Here is a 14,782-nt window from a genome sequence, read left to right on the forward strand (position 1 = left end):
GTGCCTCGGGGGCGGTCCCGGGGGGGCCCCCGGGCTGAGCGGCGCGGGCGCCGGTATGGGTCCCCCCCCCCGGGGGGGGGGGGGGGCCGGGGGGGGGGGGGCTTGCGGCCTGGGCCAGAGTGACGGCGAGGATCCGGGTCATTTGCATCAATCCCCCACCGCCCGGCCACGCAGCGCGATGATCCCGCGGGGCCGGAACTGGATGAAGAGGATGATGAAGAGGATCATGTAGGTCTGCGCAGCCAGCGTGTTGAAGGGGTTGAAGAACTCGATCACCTTCTGCAGTCCGCCGATCATCGTGGCCCCGGCGAGCGTGCCCCAGATGTTGCCGACGCCGCCCACCACCACGGTCATGAAGGATTGGACGATGTAGTCCGTCCCAAGCTCGGAGGTCACCTTGGCGAAAAGTCCGATGGCCACCCCGGCGATGCCTGCGATGCCACTGCCCAAGCCGAAGGTCAGCATGTTGATCCGGTCGGGGTTGATCCCCATGCTGGCCGCCATCGCCGGGTTCTGCGTCACGGCGCGGACTTCGAGGCCAAGGCGGGTGCGCTTCATCAGCCAGAGGAAGAAGCCCAGGAAGATCAGCGCCAGGACGAAGATCGCGATTCGGATATAGCTGATCGAAACGACATCGTTGATCACCAGCGCGCCATCCAGCCAGCCGGGAGCCGTGAGGGGGCGCGCCTGAGTTCCGAAGACGTTCTTCAGGATCTGCTGCAGTGCGATGGAGATGCCGAAGGTGGCCAGCAGCGTCTCGAGCGGGCGCTTGTAGAGGTGGCGGATCACCAGCCGTTCCATCGCCACACCGGCCGCGAAGGTGACCGCGAAGGCCAGGGGCAGGGCGATCAGGATCGACAGCGTATAGTCGGGCACGAACAGCTGGACGACGAAGCCGGTGTAGGCCCCGATGGTGATGAACTCGCCATGCGCCATGTTGATCACGCCCATGACGCCGAAGGTGATGGCAAGGCCGATGGCGGCGAGGAAATAGATCGAGGCAAGGGAGAGCGCGTCGAGGCCGAGGTCGGCGATCTGCATCACGCCCACCTTGGTGCCGATACGGGCCAGCGCTGCCTGGGCGGCAGAGGTCACGGCGGGGTCAGGCTCGGCGTAGACTTCGAAGAACTTCGCGTTGGCAAGGGCGGCGGTCGCCTCGTCGTCCGTGGCGGCGACGGGCACGGCGCCGGACGCTTCCAGCGCGGTGTAGGCGCGGTCGCGGGCCTCTTGCGTGTTGAGGTCTGCCACCGGAATGCCGCCGACCGTCCCGTCCTTCAGGTTGGCGAGCAGCGCCGCGCGTTGTTCCTCCAGCGTCAGGCGGGCGGGGGCAAGGTTGGCGGCGACGAGAAGGGCATAGGCCTCGTCCTCGGGGATGTCGGCGCCAAGGCGCAGCTCGCGGGCGATGTTGGCTTGCGGAGGCGTGGCCGAGGCGATGCGGGTGGTAGCCACGAGCGGGTTCAGCGCGGCGCGAAGGTCAAGCCCGAGGTCCGCGCCAAAGCTGTCGATGGCGGCCACGCGGGCCTCGGACGAGGGGTCGAAGCGCAGGGTCAAGAGGCGTTCCAGCCGCTCCTTCTGCGCCTTCAGGGCAGGGTCTTCCTCGGTCGCAATGGCGGCCCGCAAGGGCTCCAGCGCGTCGGCGGTCGGGTCCTGCGCGATGGAGGTCAGCGCGGCCTGGCGCTTGGCCGGATCCGGGTCCGAGAGGGTGAATTGCACCAGGGCGGTGGCGATCAGTCCGCGGACGCCGGCGTTGGGTTTGAGTTCGGTCAGGTCGGCCTTGGCGGCCGTCCCGGCGGGCGTGCCGTCCAGCGCGGTCAGGGCGAAGCCGTCGCCCTCGGGCGCGGCCACGAACATCGCCCCATCGGCTTTGCGGATCACAAGCCGCTTGTCGGCCCAGGCGGATAGGATGTCGTCGGCCATCGGGTCGCCCGAGGCGGCCAGTTCGGCGATTACCGGGCCGATGGTCTGGCGCGACGGTTTCTCGATCTGGGCGCGGTTGGCTTCGACGATTCCAGCGGCCTCTTGCGCGAGGGCCGGGAGGGGCGCAAGCCAACAGATGGCCGCAAGGAGGAAGGCGGTCAGGCGCATGGAATGTCCGGGGTTCTGGGGTGGGAGAGGGGGTTTCCCCCTCACCCTACCCTCTCCCCCAAGGGGAGAGGGGCGCTTGTGTCCAAGGTCGCGCGATAGACGACCTCAGTAGTTCGAGGTCAACTGGACGCAGGTCTTGGTCTCGGTGTTGTACATGCCGCACTGGAGGTCCTTCCAGTTGGCATCCAGCACCGCCGATTCCGGCAGGAAGTCGGTCCAGGCGTCGCCCGCGACCGGCTCGGTCTGGCTGATGATGTCGAACTGCCCGTCGGCGCGGATCTCGCCGATCAGCACGGGCTTCGTGAGGTGGTGGTTCGGCAGCATCTCGGCGATGCCCCCGGTCAGGTTCGGGAACTTCTGGCCCCACATGTTCTCGCGCACGGCGTCGACCTCGGTCGTGCCCGCCTCGGTCACCGCGTTCACCCACATGTTGAAGCCGATGTAATGGGCTTCCATCGGGTCGTTGGTGACGCGCTTGTCGTCCTTGATGAAGGCCTTCCACGCCTCGATGAACGCCTTGTTCTCGGGGGTGTCCGCCGACATGAAGTAGTTCCAGGCCGCGAGGTGGCCGACGAGGTTCGAGGTGTCGAGACCCGACAGTTCCTCTTCGCCGACCGAGAAGGCGACGACCGGCAGGGTGTCAGCGGAAACGCCGGCGGCCGCCAGTTCCTTGTAGAAGCCGATGTTCGCGTCGCCGTTGATGGTCGAGATGACGCCGACCTTCTTGCCGTCCGCGCCAAGGGCCACCACGTCGGCCACGATCTTCGACCAGTCCGAATGGCCGAACGGGGTGTAGTTGACGAAGATGTCTTCCTTCGGGATGCCCTTGGAGATCAGGTAGGCTTCCAGGATGTTGTTCGTCGTGCGGGGGTAGACATAGTCGGTGCCGAGAAGCGCGAACTTCTGCACGCCAAGTTCGTTCAGGTAATAATCCACCGCCGGGATCGCCTGCTGGTTCGGCGCGGCGCCGGTGTAGAAGACGCTCTTCGACGATTCCTCGCCTTCGTACTGGACGGGGTAGAACAGGAGGCCGTTCAGCTCTTCGATGACCGGCAGCACCGACTTCCGCGAGACCGAGGTCCAGCAGCCGAACATAACGTCGACCTTCGACACGGTGAGGAGTTCGCGCGCCTTCTCGGCGAACAAGGGCCAGTCCGAGGCCGGGTCCACGACCACCGCTTCCAGCTGCTTGCCGAGAAGACCGCCCTTGGCGTTCTGCTGTTCGATCAGCATCAGCATGGTGTCCTTCAGCGTCGTCTCGGAAATGGCCATCGTGCCCGAAAGCGAGTGCAGCACGCCGACCTTGATCGTCTCGGCCTGCGCGAAGGCGAAGCGCGGCATGGTCATCGCAGCGGCAGCAGCGGCGCTGGACAGAAGCGTGCGTCTGGTGAGTTTCATCGTGACTATCCCCTGTTTCGTTGGCCCGGGCAGGGCCGGGCGGTTGGACTTCGCGGTCTTCTCTGGCCTTGGACCGTTGGCCTTGGCTGGGGACAGGAAAGCCGGGAGGGCCTTGGGCGCATAGTCCGCGGGGGACTTTGGCAACCGAAGGCAAGGCGGACGGCTGAAATTTGGGCGGCGCCGGATGCTGCAGCGCAGAAATCAGGCAGTGCGCATAGAGCGCATCGCCTGCGCGGCGGGCAATCGGCCTGTGGAAAAGGCATCGGGCGGAAAGGAGGCTCCCTTCCGCCCGCCATTAGCGCGAGTTGAGTCGCGTTTACGCAGCGTCAGTTTTCAGCCGCAGCCCGCCGTGTCGGACGATGAAATCGACGACCTGATCCACGCCTTTGCCGTGGCGCAGCTGGGCCATCACATAGGGCCGCACGCCCCTTGCCCGGGCCGTGTCGGCCTCCAGAAGCACCGGGTCGACACCCACATGCGGGGCGAGGTCGGTCTTGTTCACGACGAGAAGGTCGGACTTCGTCACCCCCGGCCCGCGCTTCCGGGGAATGTCCTGCCCGGCGGCGGTGTCGATGACGTAGATCGTCAGGTCCGCAAGCTCGGGCGAGAAGGTGGCAGCCAAGTTGTCGCCGCCGCTCTCGATCAGGATCAGGTCGAGGTCGGGGAACGCGCTGTTCAGGTCGGCCACGGCGGCGAGGTTGATCGACGCATCCTCGCGGATCGCGGTGTGGGGGCAGCCGCCGGTCTCTACCCCCCGGATGCGGGCGGCGGGCAGGACCTGGGCGCGGGTCAGCGCCTCGGCGTCCTCGCGCGTGTAGATGTCGTTGGTGATGACGGCCATCGACAGCCGGGGGCCAAGCGCGCGGGCAAGCTTCTCGGTCAGCGTGGTCTTGCCGGCGCCGACGGGACCGCCGATGCCGACGCGGAGGGGGCCGTGGGTCATGTGCGGAAGATCCTTACGTCCTGGGTTTCGTGCTGGAAGGCGGCAAGATCGGCAGCCAGCGCGCAGCTGCCGAGGTCATCCAGGCTCGCCACCGCCGCCCAGGTGCCGAGGAGTTCGATCTCGGGCAGAAGGCGGGCGAGCACCGCCTGCCCCTCGGTCTGGCCAAGCGGGACATGGCGGGTGGCGATGGTGACAAGGTTGCCGGCGAAGTTCTGGAGGTAGAGCTGCGCGACCTGTCCCGGGGGCAGCGCGAGCGGCGCGGCGGCTTCGCCAAGCGCGATGGGAAGCATCCGGGGTGGGAGGGCCCGGCCTATGAGGCCGGACACCATCCGCGCCAGCGCCGCACCCTGTTCGGCGCTCTCCTGCAGGCGCTCGGCCGAAGGCGCAAGGGCGCGGGCCAGGACGTCCAGCGCGTCGTGATCGGCGCCCTCAGCCAACGCATGGGTCAGCAGCACCGCATCCTGCCAGCCCGCTCCGTGGTGGAGGATGTTTCGCAGCCATTCCTCGAAGCTGGCCGCGTCGGTGACGTCCCCCGCCGCGATCACCCGTTCCAGCCCGTGGCTGTAGGCGAAGGCCCCGGTCGGGAAGGCCGGGGAGAGCCATTGCACAAGGGTCAGAAGCGCCGTCACTTTGCGCCCTTCGGCGCATGGAAATGCATCTGCCCGTCGCCGTGGTGGTGCCAGCCGAACTGAGCGGCCTCGTCGTGGGAATGGTCGTCGCCGTGCGAGTGGCCCATCGTGCGGCCGTGACCATAGGCGCCGCCCTCGGGCTTGAAGGGCAGGCTCTCGCGCCGGATCGTCGCGCCAAGGCCCTGGAGCATCCGTTCCAGCACGTGATCCTCGCGGATGACCAGGCGGTCGGCGTGGATCTGGCAGGGCGTGTGGCGGTTGCCGATGTGCCAGGCGAGGCGGGTGAGGTCGCCGGTGATGACCAGGACGGATTCCGGCGCGGGGACGATCTCGATGTTCAGCCCGTCGACCTGGAAGCCCCAGTAGTCGTCCAGGTTGGTGACCGAGGGGAGGTCCACCAGGAACTCGCGCCCGCCTTGGGTGGTCAAGAGCTTCCGCCGCATCAGGCGCTGATCGTAGTCCATCACGACGCGGTCATGCGCGAGCGGCGGGGCGGATTTCAGGAGCGTGGTCATGGGTCAGAACAGGAAATAGCGCTGCGCGAGGGGAAGCTCCTTCGCCGGGGCGCAGGTGATGACCTCGCCGTCGGCGCGGACCTCGTAGGTTTCGGGGTGGATCTCGACCTTCGGGGTGGCCGAGTTATGGATCATGTCGCGCTTCTGGATGTTGCGCGTATTCTCCACCGCCAGCGTGTCCTTGGCGATGCCGAGGCGGCCCCGCAGGTCATCCTCCTGCGCGACCTTCGACACGAACACCACCGCCGAGCGTTCCACCGCCCGCCCAAGCGCGCCGAACATGGGCCGGGAATACATCGGCTGGACGGGGATCGACCCATTCGGGTCCCCCATCTGCGCCACGGTGATCATGCCGCCGATCAGCACCATCTCGGGCTTGGCACCGAAGAAGGCGGGGTTCCAGAGGACGAGGTCTGCCCGCTTGCCGACCTCGACGCTGCCGATGTGCTGGCTGATCCCGTGCACGATGGCCGGGTTGATCGTGTACTTGGCGATGTAGCGGCGGACGCGGAGGTTGTCGTTCGCGCCCTGCTCCTCCGCCAGCCGGCCGCGCTGGACCTTCATCTTGTGCGCCGTCTGCCAGGTGCGGGTGATGACCTCGCCCACTCGGCCCATCGCCTGGCTGTCCGACGAGATCACCGAGAACGCCCCCATGTCGTGCAGCACGTCCTCGGCCGCAATCGTCTCGCGACGGATGCGGCTTTCGGCGAAGGCCACGTCCTCGGGGATGCGCTTGTCGAGGTGGTGGCAGACCATCAGCATGTCGAGATGTTCCTCCACGGTGTTGACCGTGTAGGGCATCGTCGGGTTGGTGGAGGACGGGAGCACATTCTGCCAGCCCACCACCTTCATGATGTCCGGCGCATGGCCCCCGCCCGCGCCTTCGGTGTGGAAGGCGTGGATCGTACGGCCCTTGAAGGCGGCGAGGGTGTTCTCGACGAACCCCGATTCATTGAGCGTGTCGGTGTGGATCATCACCTGCACGTCCATCTCGTCGGCGACGGAAAGGCAGCAGTCGATGGCGCCGGGGGTGGTCCCCCAGTCCTCATGCAGCTTCAAGGCCGCCGCGCCGCCGCGGACCTGCTCGACGATCCCCTCGGGCAGGCTGGCGTTGCCCTTGCCCGCGAAGGCCAGGTTCATCGGCAGGCTGTCCGCCGCCTGGATCATCCGGCCCAGATGCCAGGGGCCGGGGGTGCAGGTCGTCGCCAAGGTGCCATGCGCTGGACCGGTGCCGCCGCCGAGCATGGTGGTGATGCCGGAATGGAGCGCGTCTTCGACCTGCTGCGGGCAGATGAAGTGGATATGCGCGTCCATCCCGCCTGCCGTGAGGATGCGCCCCTCGCCCGCAATGATCTCGGTGCCGGGTCCGATGACGATGGACACGCCGGGCTGGGTGTCGGGGTTCCCCGCCTTGCCGATGGCCGCGATCCGCCCGTCGCGCAGGCCCACGTCGGCCTTGTAGATGCCCGTATGGTCGATGATCAGTGCATTGGTGATCACCGTGTCCATCGCGCCCCGTGCGCGGGAGACCTGCGACTGCCCCATCCCGTCGCGGATCACCTTCCCGCCGCCGAACTTCACCTCCTCGCCATAGGTGGTGAGGTCGCGTTCCACCTCGACGATCAGGTCGGTATCGCCCAGCCGCAGCCGGTCGCCGGTGGTGGGGCCGTACATGCTGGCATAGGAGGCGCGGGAGATCAGGGCGGGCATCGGGACCTCTAGGGTTTGCCGGGCCCGCGACGGGCCAGGCGCTTGACGTTGGACTTGGTCGCGCGGGCGACGGGTTTCAGGGCGGCTTCGGCGATCTTCGCGGGGGATGCGCCGGTCATGATCGCGTGGCCGGTGGCAAGCGCCGCCTCGCCCATGGCCGAGACCTTTTCCGAGGACATGCGGGCGTTCTCGCTAGGCAGGACGCGCCAGAGGCCCGCCATCCCCATCATCCGCATGCCGATCACCATCTGCGCTTCCATCAGCATCATGCCGGTCTTCATCGACAGCTCGATCATCTGGGCCGGGGTCATCATCGGGTACATGGGGCTCTCCTATAGCCGCGCGCCGACCGGCACCGGGATGGCGCCAGCGGGACGGGCTAAGAGGTAACGCCGGGACGTGAAAGTCCGGCCCGACCGCACGGTCACGACTTGGTGTCCAGTGCCCCAGACCCTCATGCCAGGAACCTTTCGTCGACCGGGACCGACAGCGCCGTGGCCAGCGCGTTGGTCTGGCTGGCAAGCGCGATGACCGCCAGCAGCTCGCCATGCATGGCGGGGGTCATGCCCTTGGCCTTCGCCGCCGCGGTGTGCGAATGGACGCAATAGTCGCAGCCGTTGGCGGTGGAGACGGCGACGTAGATCAGCTCCTTCACCAAGGGGTCCAGCGCGCCGGGGGCCATCACCTGCTGCACCCGGTCCCACGTCGCCCTCAGCGTCGCCGGGTCATGCGCCAGGGCGCGCCAGAAGTTGTTGACGTAGTCGGTCTGCCGCTTCGCCCGGATGTCGTCGAAGACGGCGAGGGCCTCGGCCCCCGCCTCCTCGTCCCGCAGAAGGGGGACAACCGCCATCACGCCACCGCCATGACGCGGGCCGGGCCGCCGGTGCCCTGCTTGTGCTTCGGCGCGCCGATGAAGACCGTCGCCCCGGCAGCCGGAAGCTGGTCGAGGTTGGCCATGTTCTCGATCCCGAAGCGCCCGCCGGGGAGCCACGAGAAATGCACGGCGAAATCGGCGGAGTTGCCCGGGTCCAGGGACAAGGTGTCGACCCCGATGCAGGCCACGTCCATCCCCGCCAGCATGTCCGTCGCAGCCTTGGAAAAGCCGGGGAAGGCAAGCTTGCCGTCGGGCGTATTTCGGAATTCCGGCGTTGCGACCTTTGCGGCCCAGCCAGAGTTCATCGCAACGCAGGCCCCCGCCGGGATCTCGCCATTGGCCGAGACCCAGGCCTCGATGTCCGCCGGTTCGACCATCGCGTTGGCGTCGTCCTTGGCCTTCGCCGTCAGGTCGAGAACGCAGAGCGGGCAGACCAGCCGCTCAGGCGCAAGGTCGGCGACCGAGGTGCCGTCGGCAGTGAAGTGCAGGGGCGCGTCGATATGGGTGCCGGTGTGTTCGTAGATCGTCAGCTTCCACAGCTGGTAGCCGTTGCCTTCGAACTTGACGGCGGGCTCGTAAAGGATGCCGGGATTGCCGTCGAAGGTGGGGAAGCTGCCGTCATAGGCGTGGGTCAGGTCGACGACCTTTCCCGCGGCCTGCGCGAGGGCGGGTTGAGCCGTGGTCAGGCCCGAGGCCACCACGGCGGCAGTGGTCGCGGCCGCGCCGGTGAACAGCGCACGGCGGGACAGCATCGAGGACTTGATGTTTTCGATCAGGCAGGCGTCACACATGGGTCGTTCTCCCTGTTGGTTGGAACGACCAGCGTCCTCCTGCCCTGCCCCGCACGTCAAGCGTCATCCCAGGGGTCCCATCACCTTCTGGTTGAAGCCGTAGACCACCCGGGCCCCGCCGTAGGGGACAAGCCGCACTTCCCGCGCCTGCCCCGGCTCGAAGCGCACCGCGGTCCCGGCGGGGATGTCCAGCCGCTGGCCCCGCGCCGCCTCGCGGTCGAAGGAGAGGGCTGCGTTCGTCTCGGCGAAATGGTAGTGGCTGCCCACCTGCACCGGGCGGTCGCCGGTGTTGGCGACCATCAGCACGGTGACCGGCAGGCCGGCGTTCAACTCGATGTCGCCCTCGGCGGGCAGGATCTCGCCTGGGATCATGACCGTGACCACAGCTTCCAGACCGCATAGCCCAGCACCGCCGCGCCCAGCGCGATCAGGGCCGCGTGGTCGGGTTCTGACAGGAAGTGCATCAGGCCATCGGTCCGGTGGTCTCCGGGGTGGGCCAGCGCGGGCGAGGCAAGGACAAGGGCGGCAGGCAGGATGCGTTTCATGGGGTCTCTCAGCGGATCGGGTGGTGGACGGTGACAAGCTTCGTCCCGTCGGGGAACGTCGCCTCGACCTGGACGGAGTGGATCATCTCGGGGATGCCCGCCATGCACTGGTCGGCGGTGATGACATGCGCGCCCGCTTCCATGAGGTCGGCGACCGAACGGCCGTCGCGGGCACCTTCCACGACGAAATCGGTGATCAGCGCCACCGCCTCGGGGTGGTTCAGCTTGACGCCGCGCTGCAGCCGGCCGCGCGCGACCATCGCCGCGACGCTGACCAGAAGCTTTTCCCGCTCACGGGGGGTCAGGTTCATCGTCTCTCCTCACATCTGCCAGACGCGGGGCACGGGCCCCTCGCGCAATACCGCCAGAAGCCGCAACAGCTGCCGGCGCAGCGGCCAGCCATCCGCCGCCATCAGCCGGACCGTCAGCTTGCCGTCGAAACCCGAGGCACCGGCGTTGACCCCCGGTTCATCCAGAACCGCGCGGACCGGGCCCAGCGCGGCCTCGGCCCCCTGCCCAACCAAGGCCAGCGAGGCAAAGGCCCGCGCGCCCTGCAGGACGCCAACTCCCGCACCCAGAGCGGCCGAGCCGAGGCGCAGGGGTTCGACCAGCACCGGCTTGCCGTCGCGCAGAACCTCGCGCCGGTCGAAGAAGTTCAGGTCGCGCACCACCTCGCCCATCGCGGCGCGGCCCAGGACCACGGCCTCCAGGACCAGGCAGGAGGCGTCGGCGACAAGTGCAACCGTGGTCCGCCGTTGCAGGGCGGAGCGGTCGAACAGGATCGTCTCCTGCGGCAGCCAATCCAGATGCGCGCCGGGGCCGACCTCGTGCCGGATCTCGACCTCGGCTACGCCATCTGCGCTGCGATAGGCGCGTTCGGCCGTCTGGGTGGTGGCCGTGACCCGGCAGCCCGCGTCCAGCGTCAGCCCGAAGGCCAGCCGGTCGCCGCCGGTCATCCCGCCCGAGGTGTTCAGGAACACGACCTCTGGCCCCCGACCCGTCGGATGCATGAAGGCCTTGGCCGAGCCGGACTGGTGCAGCACGGCAAGCTTCGTCCAGGCCCCGGTCCGGCGGAAGGACAGGCGGGCAGCGCCGTGGCTGCGTTCGGGGCGGAGGGCAGGGCAAGCGGTCATGGGGCTATTTCGGCGGCGTCGTTTCCAGAGCTAGGGACTGACCGCCGCCCGGTCTTTCACGAAACCGCTGGGCGCGGGGCGTACCGCCTGCAAAGCCGTTGAGTTGCTGCAAAACCGGGCGGACTGCACAAGTTTGCGCCACGTCGCGAACCCCGCGCCGCAGGTTTTCCGACCCTGTGCCCGGATCACGCCACCTACAACCATTGGTTGTCGCATTTGGCTACATATGGACAGATTTCGATTGTATTGGCTTGGAAAATTGCGAGTATGCCGAGACTGCGTGGGGGAGGGGCGTCTGGTGCGGCTGAAGTCGCTGTCGTCACGCCTGTTCTTGGTCACCGCCGTGGCGCTGCTGCCGGCCGTGGCCATCGCCATATCCAACGTGGTGACCGTCCAGCGCGACCGGACCGCCGACCTTCACGCCGATGCCCTGCGCACAGCGGAACTCGTGTCGCTGGAAGTCGAACAGACACTTGCAGGCCTGGAAAGCGTGTTGCGAACGCTTGCCGCAGCGCCTGTCGTGCGCAACGCGGATGCGGCCTGCAATACGCTTCTGGCCGATGCGGCCACGTCCGTCCAGTTCATCGCCGAGCTTTACGTCCTGAATCTGGACGGCACGGTCCGCTGCAGTTCCGTCCCGGTCCAGAACCTGGACCCGGTGTCTGCGGACCTTCTGGCGTCGGCGACCGAGGAGCGCCTGGTGACCGGGCACTTCCACCGGACGCGCACGAATGACGCTCCTCGCCTGCCGACCGCACTTCGGGTCGGCACAGGGCCAGGCCAGATGCCGGGCATCGCGATTGCTCATCTGGACCTTTTGTGGATGGAACGGCGGCTCCAGCGCCGCTCGCTGGCGCCGGGCAACTCGCTGACCATCGTGGACCGCACCGGCACCATCCTGGCCCGCGTTCCCGAACCGGAGCGCTTCGTCGGCACCAAGATCCGGCCCGAGTTCCTGCCGCTTCTGGAAGAGGCAAGGCCGGGGTCGATGGACATGCTGAGTCAGGACGGTACGCCGCGCATCGTTGGCTACTTCCCTCCTGCCGCGAACGCATCGGGCCTTTACATCAGTGCCGGCTACTCCATCGCCGAGGGCCTGGCGACGATGCGTGTGGTCGCATTCCAGGCGCTTGGCCTTGCGCTTCTGGGGACGGCGCTGGCGGTTGTCCTGGCGTTCTACACGGCCCGGGTGTTCATCGCGCGGCCCGTCGGTGTCCTCATCGACACGATCACCGCCTGGCGGAACGGGAACACATCGGCGCGGACGGGAATGGGCGTTGCAGATGGCGAGATCGGCGGTGCCGGATCGGCGCTTGACGCCTTCATGACCGAGGTGCTGGCCAACCGCGAGGCCCGGAAGAAAGCCGACGAGGCCCGCGACCTGATGCGGGACGAGCTCGAGCACCGCGAGAAGAACCTCCTTGCCACCATCCAGGCCGTCGCCCGCCAGACCTTCACCGACCCTGGCAGCACGGCCGCGCTCAATGTCTTTTCCGACCGGCTGAACGCGATCAGCGAGGCCAACCGCCTGCTCAAGCAGTCCGGCTGGACCAGCACGCCCTTGCGGAGTCTGATCATGAACGGGGTCGCGACCTTCATCGGCGACGCGAAGGGTCGGGTAAAGGCGCAGGGGCCGGACCTGGTGGTGAAGGGCAACGTTGCCACGGCGCTTGGCATGTCGATCCACGAACTTTGCACCAATGCCGTGAAATACGGGGCGCTCAGCAACGACAGCGGCCGGATCAACATCGAATGGGCGATCGAGCCGGGTGCGAAGGGGCAGGTGTTCTCGCTTCTGTGGACCGAAGTCGGCGGTCCGACGGTCACCAGGCCGGAACGGACCGGCTTCGGCTCGAAAGTCATCCGCCATGCGCTCTCGGCGCAGACTGGCGGGGTGGTCGAGATCACCCATGAACCGCAGGGCCTGGTCTGCCGCCTGACCGCCCCGGCCGATGCGGTGGTGGCGAAGGAGGCATAGGGCCGGGGGCGGACAGGTGTGGGGGCGACCGGAAAGCCGCCCCCGCCCGGTCAGAAGCCGTAGACGATCGCCAGGCTCAGGCGATTGTCGGTCCGGATGTCCCGCGCCTCGTTGTAGTCGGTCACGTAGCTGACCCGCGTGGACAGGACGTCGCTCATCTGGAAGCTGACGCCAAGGTCGTTGTTGACCCGCAGGACATTGTCGCCCGAGTGCAGGACGTCGGTGTCGTTGGTCATGAAGACCTCCGGCGAGAAGCGGTAGAAGAACCGCGAGCTGGCAATGACGCCCTCTTCGGTGTCGCTGTCGCCCAGGCCGTCGCGCAGGTAGCTGACGCCGACCCCAGCCTGCACGCGCCAGGTCATGTCCTGTTCGTTGATGACCCGGTAGCCCGGACCCACGCCGATGAAGGCATCGGTCTCAATCTCGTCCGCCTCGTCCGCGAGGCCGTCGATCTCGGCCCGGCCAAGGACGAAGGCGTAGAAGCGGTCGTCGAAGTAGTAGTTCGCGTCATAGACGATCAGCGCGTCTTCCTTCGTCCGCTCGACATCGTCCTCGGCGAAGTCCAGTGCCACGCCCAGCGTCTGGACCCACGGACCCGTGGCATAGCGCAGCCGGGTGCTGACACTCAGCTCTTGCGACTCGTTGTTGCCGGTCTTGCCGGAATAGGACAGCGAGGCCGACCCCGAGAAGCCAGGCTGCTCATTTGGGTTGCCATAGCGCAGCGGGTCGTCGGAGCGTTCGATCTCGTCCGTGGCGGTTTCCTCGATGTCGGTGATGCGGTCGTCCACGTCTTCGATGCCGGTGATCGTGGTCTGGGCCGTGGCGGCTGCTGCGAAAAGCGCAATCCAGCTTGCCCCGGCCAGGGCGAGTGTCTTGGTCATGTCGGTTCCTTTCCTGACGACGGCGACCTGCGCCGGGCCTGTTCCCGAGAGGCCGTCACTTCGACCAACAGGTGGCCCGGGGCCGTGTTCCGGTCGGGGGCCACGTCACCGGCGGTTGTGCCATTTGTGCACCACATGCGCCGGCGGATGAAAAAGGGGCCCGCCGTGGCGGACCCCTTGTCGCTGATCCGAAGATCAGGGCCGGGTGTGTGGCACTTCGCCCATCGGATGCCGGTAGTCGGCCATCAGGCGGGGCAGCGCAAACAGCACGATCAGCGCCGAGATCCCGACCAGGACGTAGACGATCCGGGCGAGCGGCGAGTCCTGCCCGCCGAAGAGAAGGGCCACGAGGTCCACCTGGGCCGCGCCGACGGCAAGCCAGTTCAGCCCTCCGACAATGAGAAGAATCAAAGCAATAGTGGTAAGCGTCCGCATGAAGTTTCCTTTCTTGATTGCGAATTTGGTCGTGATCAGGGGGAGGTCTTCGCAAGGCCGACCCGGGTCCAGTGCCGCAGTCGCGCGCAAGAGTTGACGAAGGCTTCGACCGTCTCGCCGTCGTCCACGAGACCCAGGTCGAAGCAGCCATCATCGGCCTTGCCCTCAAGGCCCGCGGCCTTGAAAAGCTCACCGGCCAGCGCGTGACCGATGAATTTCCCGTGCGCGAACGCGTCGCGCAGGAAATTCTGGGCGGCGGGAAGGGCCGCCAGTTGCGCCTCGCCGTCCGGGCCTACCAGCACCGCGACCGCATCGAACAGCACCGAGGCTCCGCCCTGGACGCTGAACTGCGCCTCGCGCAGGTCGCCCCGGTCGTCCAGCGCCCCGCCGACCCGCGGGGCGACCAGCTTGACCTTACCCCCCGCCGCCATCACCGCGCCGGTCAACCGGTCAAGCAGCGTGCCGTCGAACCCGTCGCAGATCATCACGCCCATGACTCTGCCCTGAAAACTCATGGGGCCGTTCTTCAGGATGCTCAGCGCGTCCGACGGCGGCAGGTCCTGCCGGGTCGGCCGGGCCGCCGTGGCGGGTGGAGGCAGCTCGGGCAGGCCAAGGCCCGCCGCGACACTTCCCGCCAGATCCTCGTCGATGTTGCGCAGGTGGCCCACGATGGCGCGCCGCACGCGGGCAAGCTCGCAGCGGCCCAGTTCGAACACCAGCGCGTCGCGGATGTGCCATTGCTCGACCGCGGTCTGGCTCATATAGAACTGCCGCGCCTGGCTGTAGTGGTCGGCGAAGCTTTCCGCCCGGATGCGGACCTTGGTCCCCTCGACCGGCGCGGCATAGCTGACGTAGCCCTTCAGCG

Annotated in this window: 17 protein-coding genes; 1 reads left to right on the forward strand and 16 read right to left on the reverse strand. The window is 67.5% G+C overall.

The genetic code is table 11. The features are described from left to right. Positions 1 to 147 precede the first annotated feature (147 nt). From urtB to ACE3Q6_RS21785, 13 genes are all read right to left on the reverse strand, one after another. Positions 148 to 2,085 carry an urea ABC transporter permease subunit UrtB gene (gene urtB, locus ACE3Q6_RS21725; RefSeq protein WP_374437098.1) on the reverse strand — a complete coding sequence of 646 codons (1,938 nt, stop codon included), beginning with the start codon at positions 2,083 to 2,085 and terminating at the stop codon, positions 148 to 150. 105 nt (positions 2,086 to 2,190) lie between these two features. Next, on the reverse strand, positions 2,191 to 3,432 hold the full coding sequence (gene urtA / locus ACE3Q6_RS21730) for an urea ABC transporter substrate-binding protein (RefSeq protein ID WP_374437136.1): 1,242 nt from the start codon (positions 3,430 to 3,432) through the stop codon (positions 2,191 to 2,193). A 367-nt stretch (positions 3,433 to 3,799) separates the two neighbouring features. Beyond that, positions 3,800 to 4,426 carry an urease accessory protein UreG gene (gene ureG, locus ACE3Q6_RS21735; protein WP_374437101.1) on the reverse strand — a complete coding sequence of 209 codons (627 nt, stop codon included), beginning with the start codon at positions 4,424 to 4,426 and terminating at the stop codon, positions 3,800 to 3,802. Next, positions 4,423 to 5,055: an urease accessory protein UreF gene (locus ACE3Q6_RS21740; RefSeq protein WP_374437103.1), complete on the reverse strand. Its 633-nt coding sequence runs from the start codon at positions 5,053 to 5,055 to the stop codon at positions 4,423 to 4,425. Before ACE3Q6_RS21740 ends, ureG begins: the two co-directional genes overlap by 4 nt. Then, positions 5,052 to 5,570, reverse strand: a complete 519-nt coding sequence (locus ACE3Q6_RS21745; protein ID WP_374437105.1) for an urease accessory protein UreE — start codon at positions 5,568 to 5,570, stop codon at positions 5,052 to 5,054. Before ACE3Q6_RS21745 ends, ACE3Q6_RS21740 begins: the two co-directional genes overlap by 4 nt. A gap of 3 nt (positions 5,571 to 5,573) precedes the next feature. Next, complete coding sequence (ureC, locus tag ACE3Q6_RS21750; RefSeq protein ID WP_374437106.1) at positions 5,574 to 7,280, reverse strand: urease subunit alpha; 1,707 nt, start codon at positions 7,278 to 7,280, stop codon at positions 5,574 to 5,576. Positions 7,281 to 7,288: 8 nt separating this feature from the next. Continuing rightward, positions 7,289 to 7,603, reverse strand: a complete 315-nt coding sequence (locus ACE3Q6_RS21755; RefSeq protein WP_374437108.1) for an antifreeze protein — start codon at positions 7,601 to 7,603, stop codon at positions 7,289 to 7,291. Positions 7,604 to 7,734: 131 nt separating this feature from the next. Further along, a complete protein-coding gene (locus ACE3Q6_RS21760) occupies positions 7,735 to 8,130 on the reverse strand; it encodes a carboxymuconolactone decarboxylase family protein (protein ID WP_374437110.1) in 396 nt (131 codons plus the stop codon). Further along, positions 8,130 to 8,945: a cyclase family protein gene (locus tag ACE3Q6_RS21765; protein WP_374437112.1), complete on the reverse strand. Its 816-nt coding sequence runs from the start codon at positions 8,943 to 8,945 to the stop codon at positions 8,130 to 8,132. Before ACE3Q6_RS21765 ends, ACE3Q6_RS21760 begins: the two co-directional genes overlap by 1 nt. 63 nt (positions 8,946 to 9,008) lie before the next feature. Next, positions 9,009 to 9,317 (reverse strand): urease subunit beta, encoded by a 309-nt coding sequence (locus tag ACE3Q6_RS21770; RefSeq protein ID WP_374437115.1) that lies wholly within the window; start codon positions 9,315 to 9,317, stop codon positions 9,009 to 9,011. Next, positions 9,314 to 9,490, reverse strand: coding sequence for a hypothetical protein (locus ACE3Q6_RS21775; RefSeq protein WP_374437118.1), 177 nt, complete (start codon positions 9,488 to 9,490; stop codon positions 9,314 to 9,316). The genes ACE3Q6_RS21770 and ACE3Q6_RS21775 overlap by 4 nt, the downstream gene beginning before the upstream one ends. Before the next feature lie 8 nt (positions 9,491 to 9,498). After that, complete coding sequence (locus ACE3Q6_RS21780) at positions 9,499 to 9,801, reverse strand: urease subunit gamma (RefSeq protein ID WP_374437120.1); 303 nt, start codon at positions 9,799 to 9,801, stop codon at positions 9,499 to 9,501. 9 nt (positions 9,802 to 9,810) lie between these two features. Continuing rightward, positions 9,811 to 10,623 (reverse strand): urease accessory protein UreD, encoded by an 813-nt coding sequence (locus ACE3Q6_RS21785; protein ID WP_374437122.1) that lies wholly within the window; start codon positions 10,621 to 10,623, stop codon positions 9,811 to 9,813. A 298-nt stretch (positions 10,624 to 10,921) separates the two neighbouring features. Here ACE3Q6_RS21785 and ACE3Q6_RS21790 point away from each other — a divergent pair, with 298 nt between their 5' ends. Next, positions 10,922 to 12,601: a sensor histidine kinase gene (locus tag ACE3Q6_RS21790; protein ID WP_374437124.1), complete on the forward strand. Its 1,680-nt coding sequence runs from the start codon at positions 10,922 to 10,924 to the stop codon at positions 12,599 to 12,601. Positions 12,602 to 12,651: 50 nt separating this feature from the next. On the opposite strand, the gene ACE3Q6_RS21795 is transcribed toward ACE3Q6_RS21790, so the two are convergent. From ACE3Q6_RS21795 to ACE3Q6_RS21805, 3 genes are all read right to left on the reverse strand, one after another. Beyond that, a complete protein-coding gene (locus ACE3Q6_RS21795) occupies positions 12,652 to 13,482 on the reverse strand; it encodes a YdiY family protein (RefSeq protein WP_374437126.1) in 831 nt (276 codons plus the stop codon). A 195-nt stretch (positions 13,483 to 13,677) separates the two neighbouring features. Next, on the reverse strand, positions 13,678 to 13,917 hold the full coding sequence (locus ACE3Q6_RS21800) for a DUF378 domain-containing protein (RefSeq protein ID WP_374437128.1): 240 nt from the start codon (positions 13,915 to 13,917) through the stop codon (positions 13,678 to 13,680). Positions 13,918 to 13,952: 35 nt separating this feature from the next. Continuing rightward, positions 13,953 to 14,782: catalase-related domain-containing protein (locus ACE3Q6_RS21805; RefSeq protein ID WP_374437130.1), on the reverse strand; the 830-nt coding region annotated here is incomplete at its 5' end.

This window comes from Tabrizicola sp., from assembly GCF_041913445.1.
Taxonomy (GTDB): Bacteria; Pseudomonadota; Alphaproteobacteria; order Rhodobacterales; family Rhodobacteraceae; genus Tabrizicola.

Excerpts from the sequence above, each read along its gene's own strand:
- urtB (WP_374437098.1), bottom strand. The coding sequence starts at position 2,085 with ATGCGCCTGACCGCCTTCCTCCTTGCGGCCATCTGTTGGCTTGCGCCC.
- urtA (WP_374437136.1), bottom strand. The coding sequence starts at position 3,432 with ATGACCATGCCGCGCTTCGCCTTCGCGCAGGCCGAGACGATCAAGGTC.
- ureG (WP_374437101.1), bottom strand. The coding sequence starts at position 4,426 with ATGACCCACGGCCCCCTCCGCGTCGGCATCGGCGGTCCCGTCGGCGCC.
- ACE3Q6_RS21745 (WP_374437105.1), bottom strand. The coding sequence starts at position 5,570 with ATGACCACGCTCCTGAAATCCGCCCCGCCGCTCGCGCATGACCGCGTC.
- ureC (WP_374437106.1), bottom strand. The coding sequence starts at position 7,280 with ATGCCCGCCCTGATCTCCCGCGCCTCCTATGCCAGCATGTACGGCCCC.
- ACE3Q6_RS21755 (WP_374437108.1), bottom strand. The coding sequence starts at position 7,603 with ATGTACCCGATGATGACCCCGGCCCAGATGATCGAGCTGTCGATGAAG.
- ACE3Q6_RS21760 (WP_374437110.1), bottom strand. The coding sequence starts at position 8,130 with ATGGCGGTTGTCCCCCTTCTGCGGGACGAGGAGGCGGGGGCCGAGGCC.
- ACE3Q6_RS21765 (WP_374437112.1), bottom strand. The coding sequence starts at position 8,945 with ATGTGTGACGCCTGCCTGATCGAAAACATCAAGTCCTCGATGCTGTCC.
- ACE3Q6_RS21770 (WP_374437115.1), bottom strand. The coding sequence starts at position 9,317 with ATGATCCCAGGCGAGATCCTGCCCGCCGAGGGCGACATCGAGTTGAAC.
- ACE3Q6_RS21775 (WP_374437118.1), bottom strand. The coding sequence starts at position 9,490 with ATGAAACGCATCCTGCCTGCCGCCCTTGTCCTTGCCTCGCCCGCGCTG.
- ACE3Q6_RS21780 (WP_374437120.1), bottom strand. The coding sequence starts at position 9,801 with ATGAACCTGACCCCCCGTGAGCGGGAAAAGCTTCTGGTCAGCGTCGCG.
- ACE3Q6_RS21785 (WP_374437122.1), bottom strand. The coding sequence starts at position 10,623 with ATGACCGCTTGCCCTGCCCTCCGCCCCGAACGCAGCCACGGCGCTGCC.
- ACE3Q6_RS21795 (WP_374437126.1), bottom strand. The coding sequence starts at position 13,482 with ATGACCAAGACACTCGCCCTGGCCGGGGCAAGCTGGATTGCGCTTTTC.
- ACE3Q6_RS21800 (WP_374437128.1), bottom strand. The coding sequence starts at position 13,917 with ATGCGGACGCTTACCACTATTGCTTTGATTCTTCTCATTGTCGGAGGG.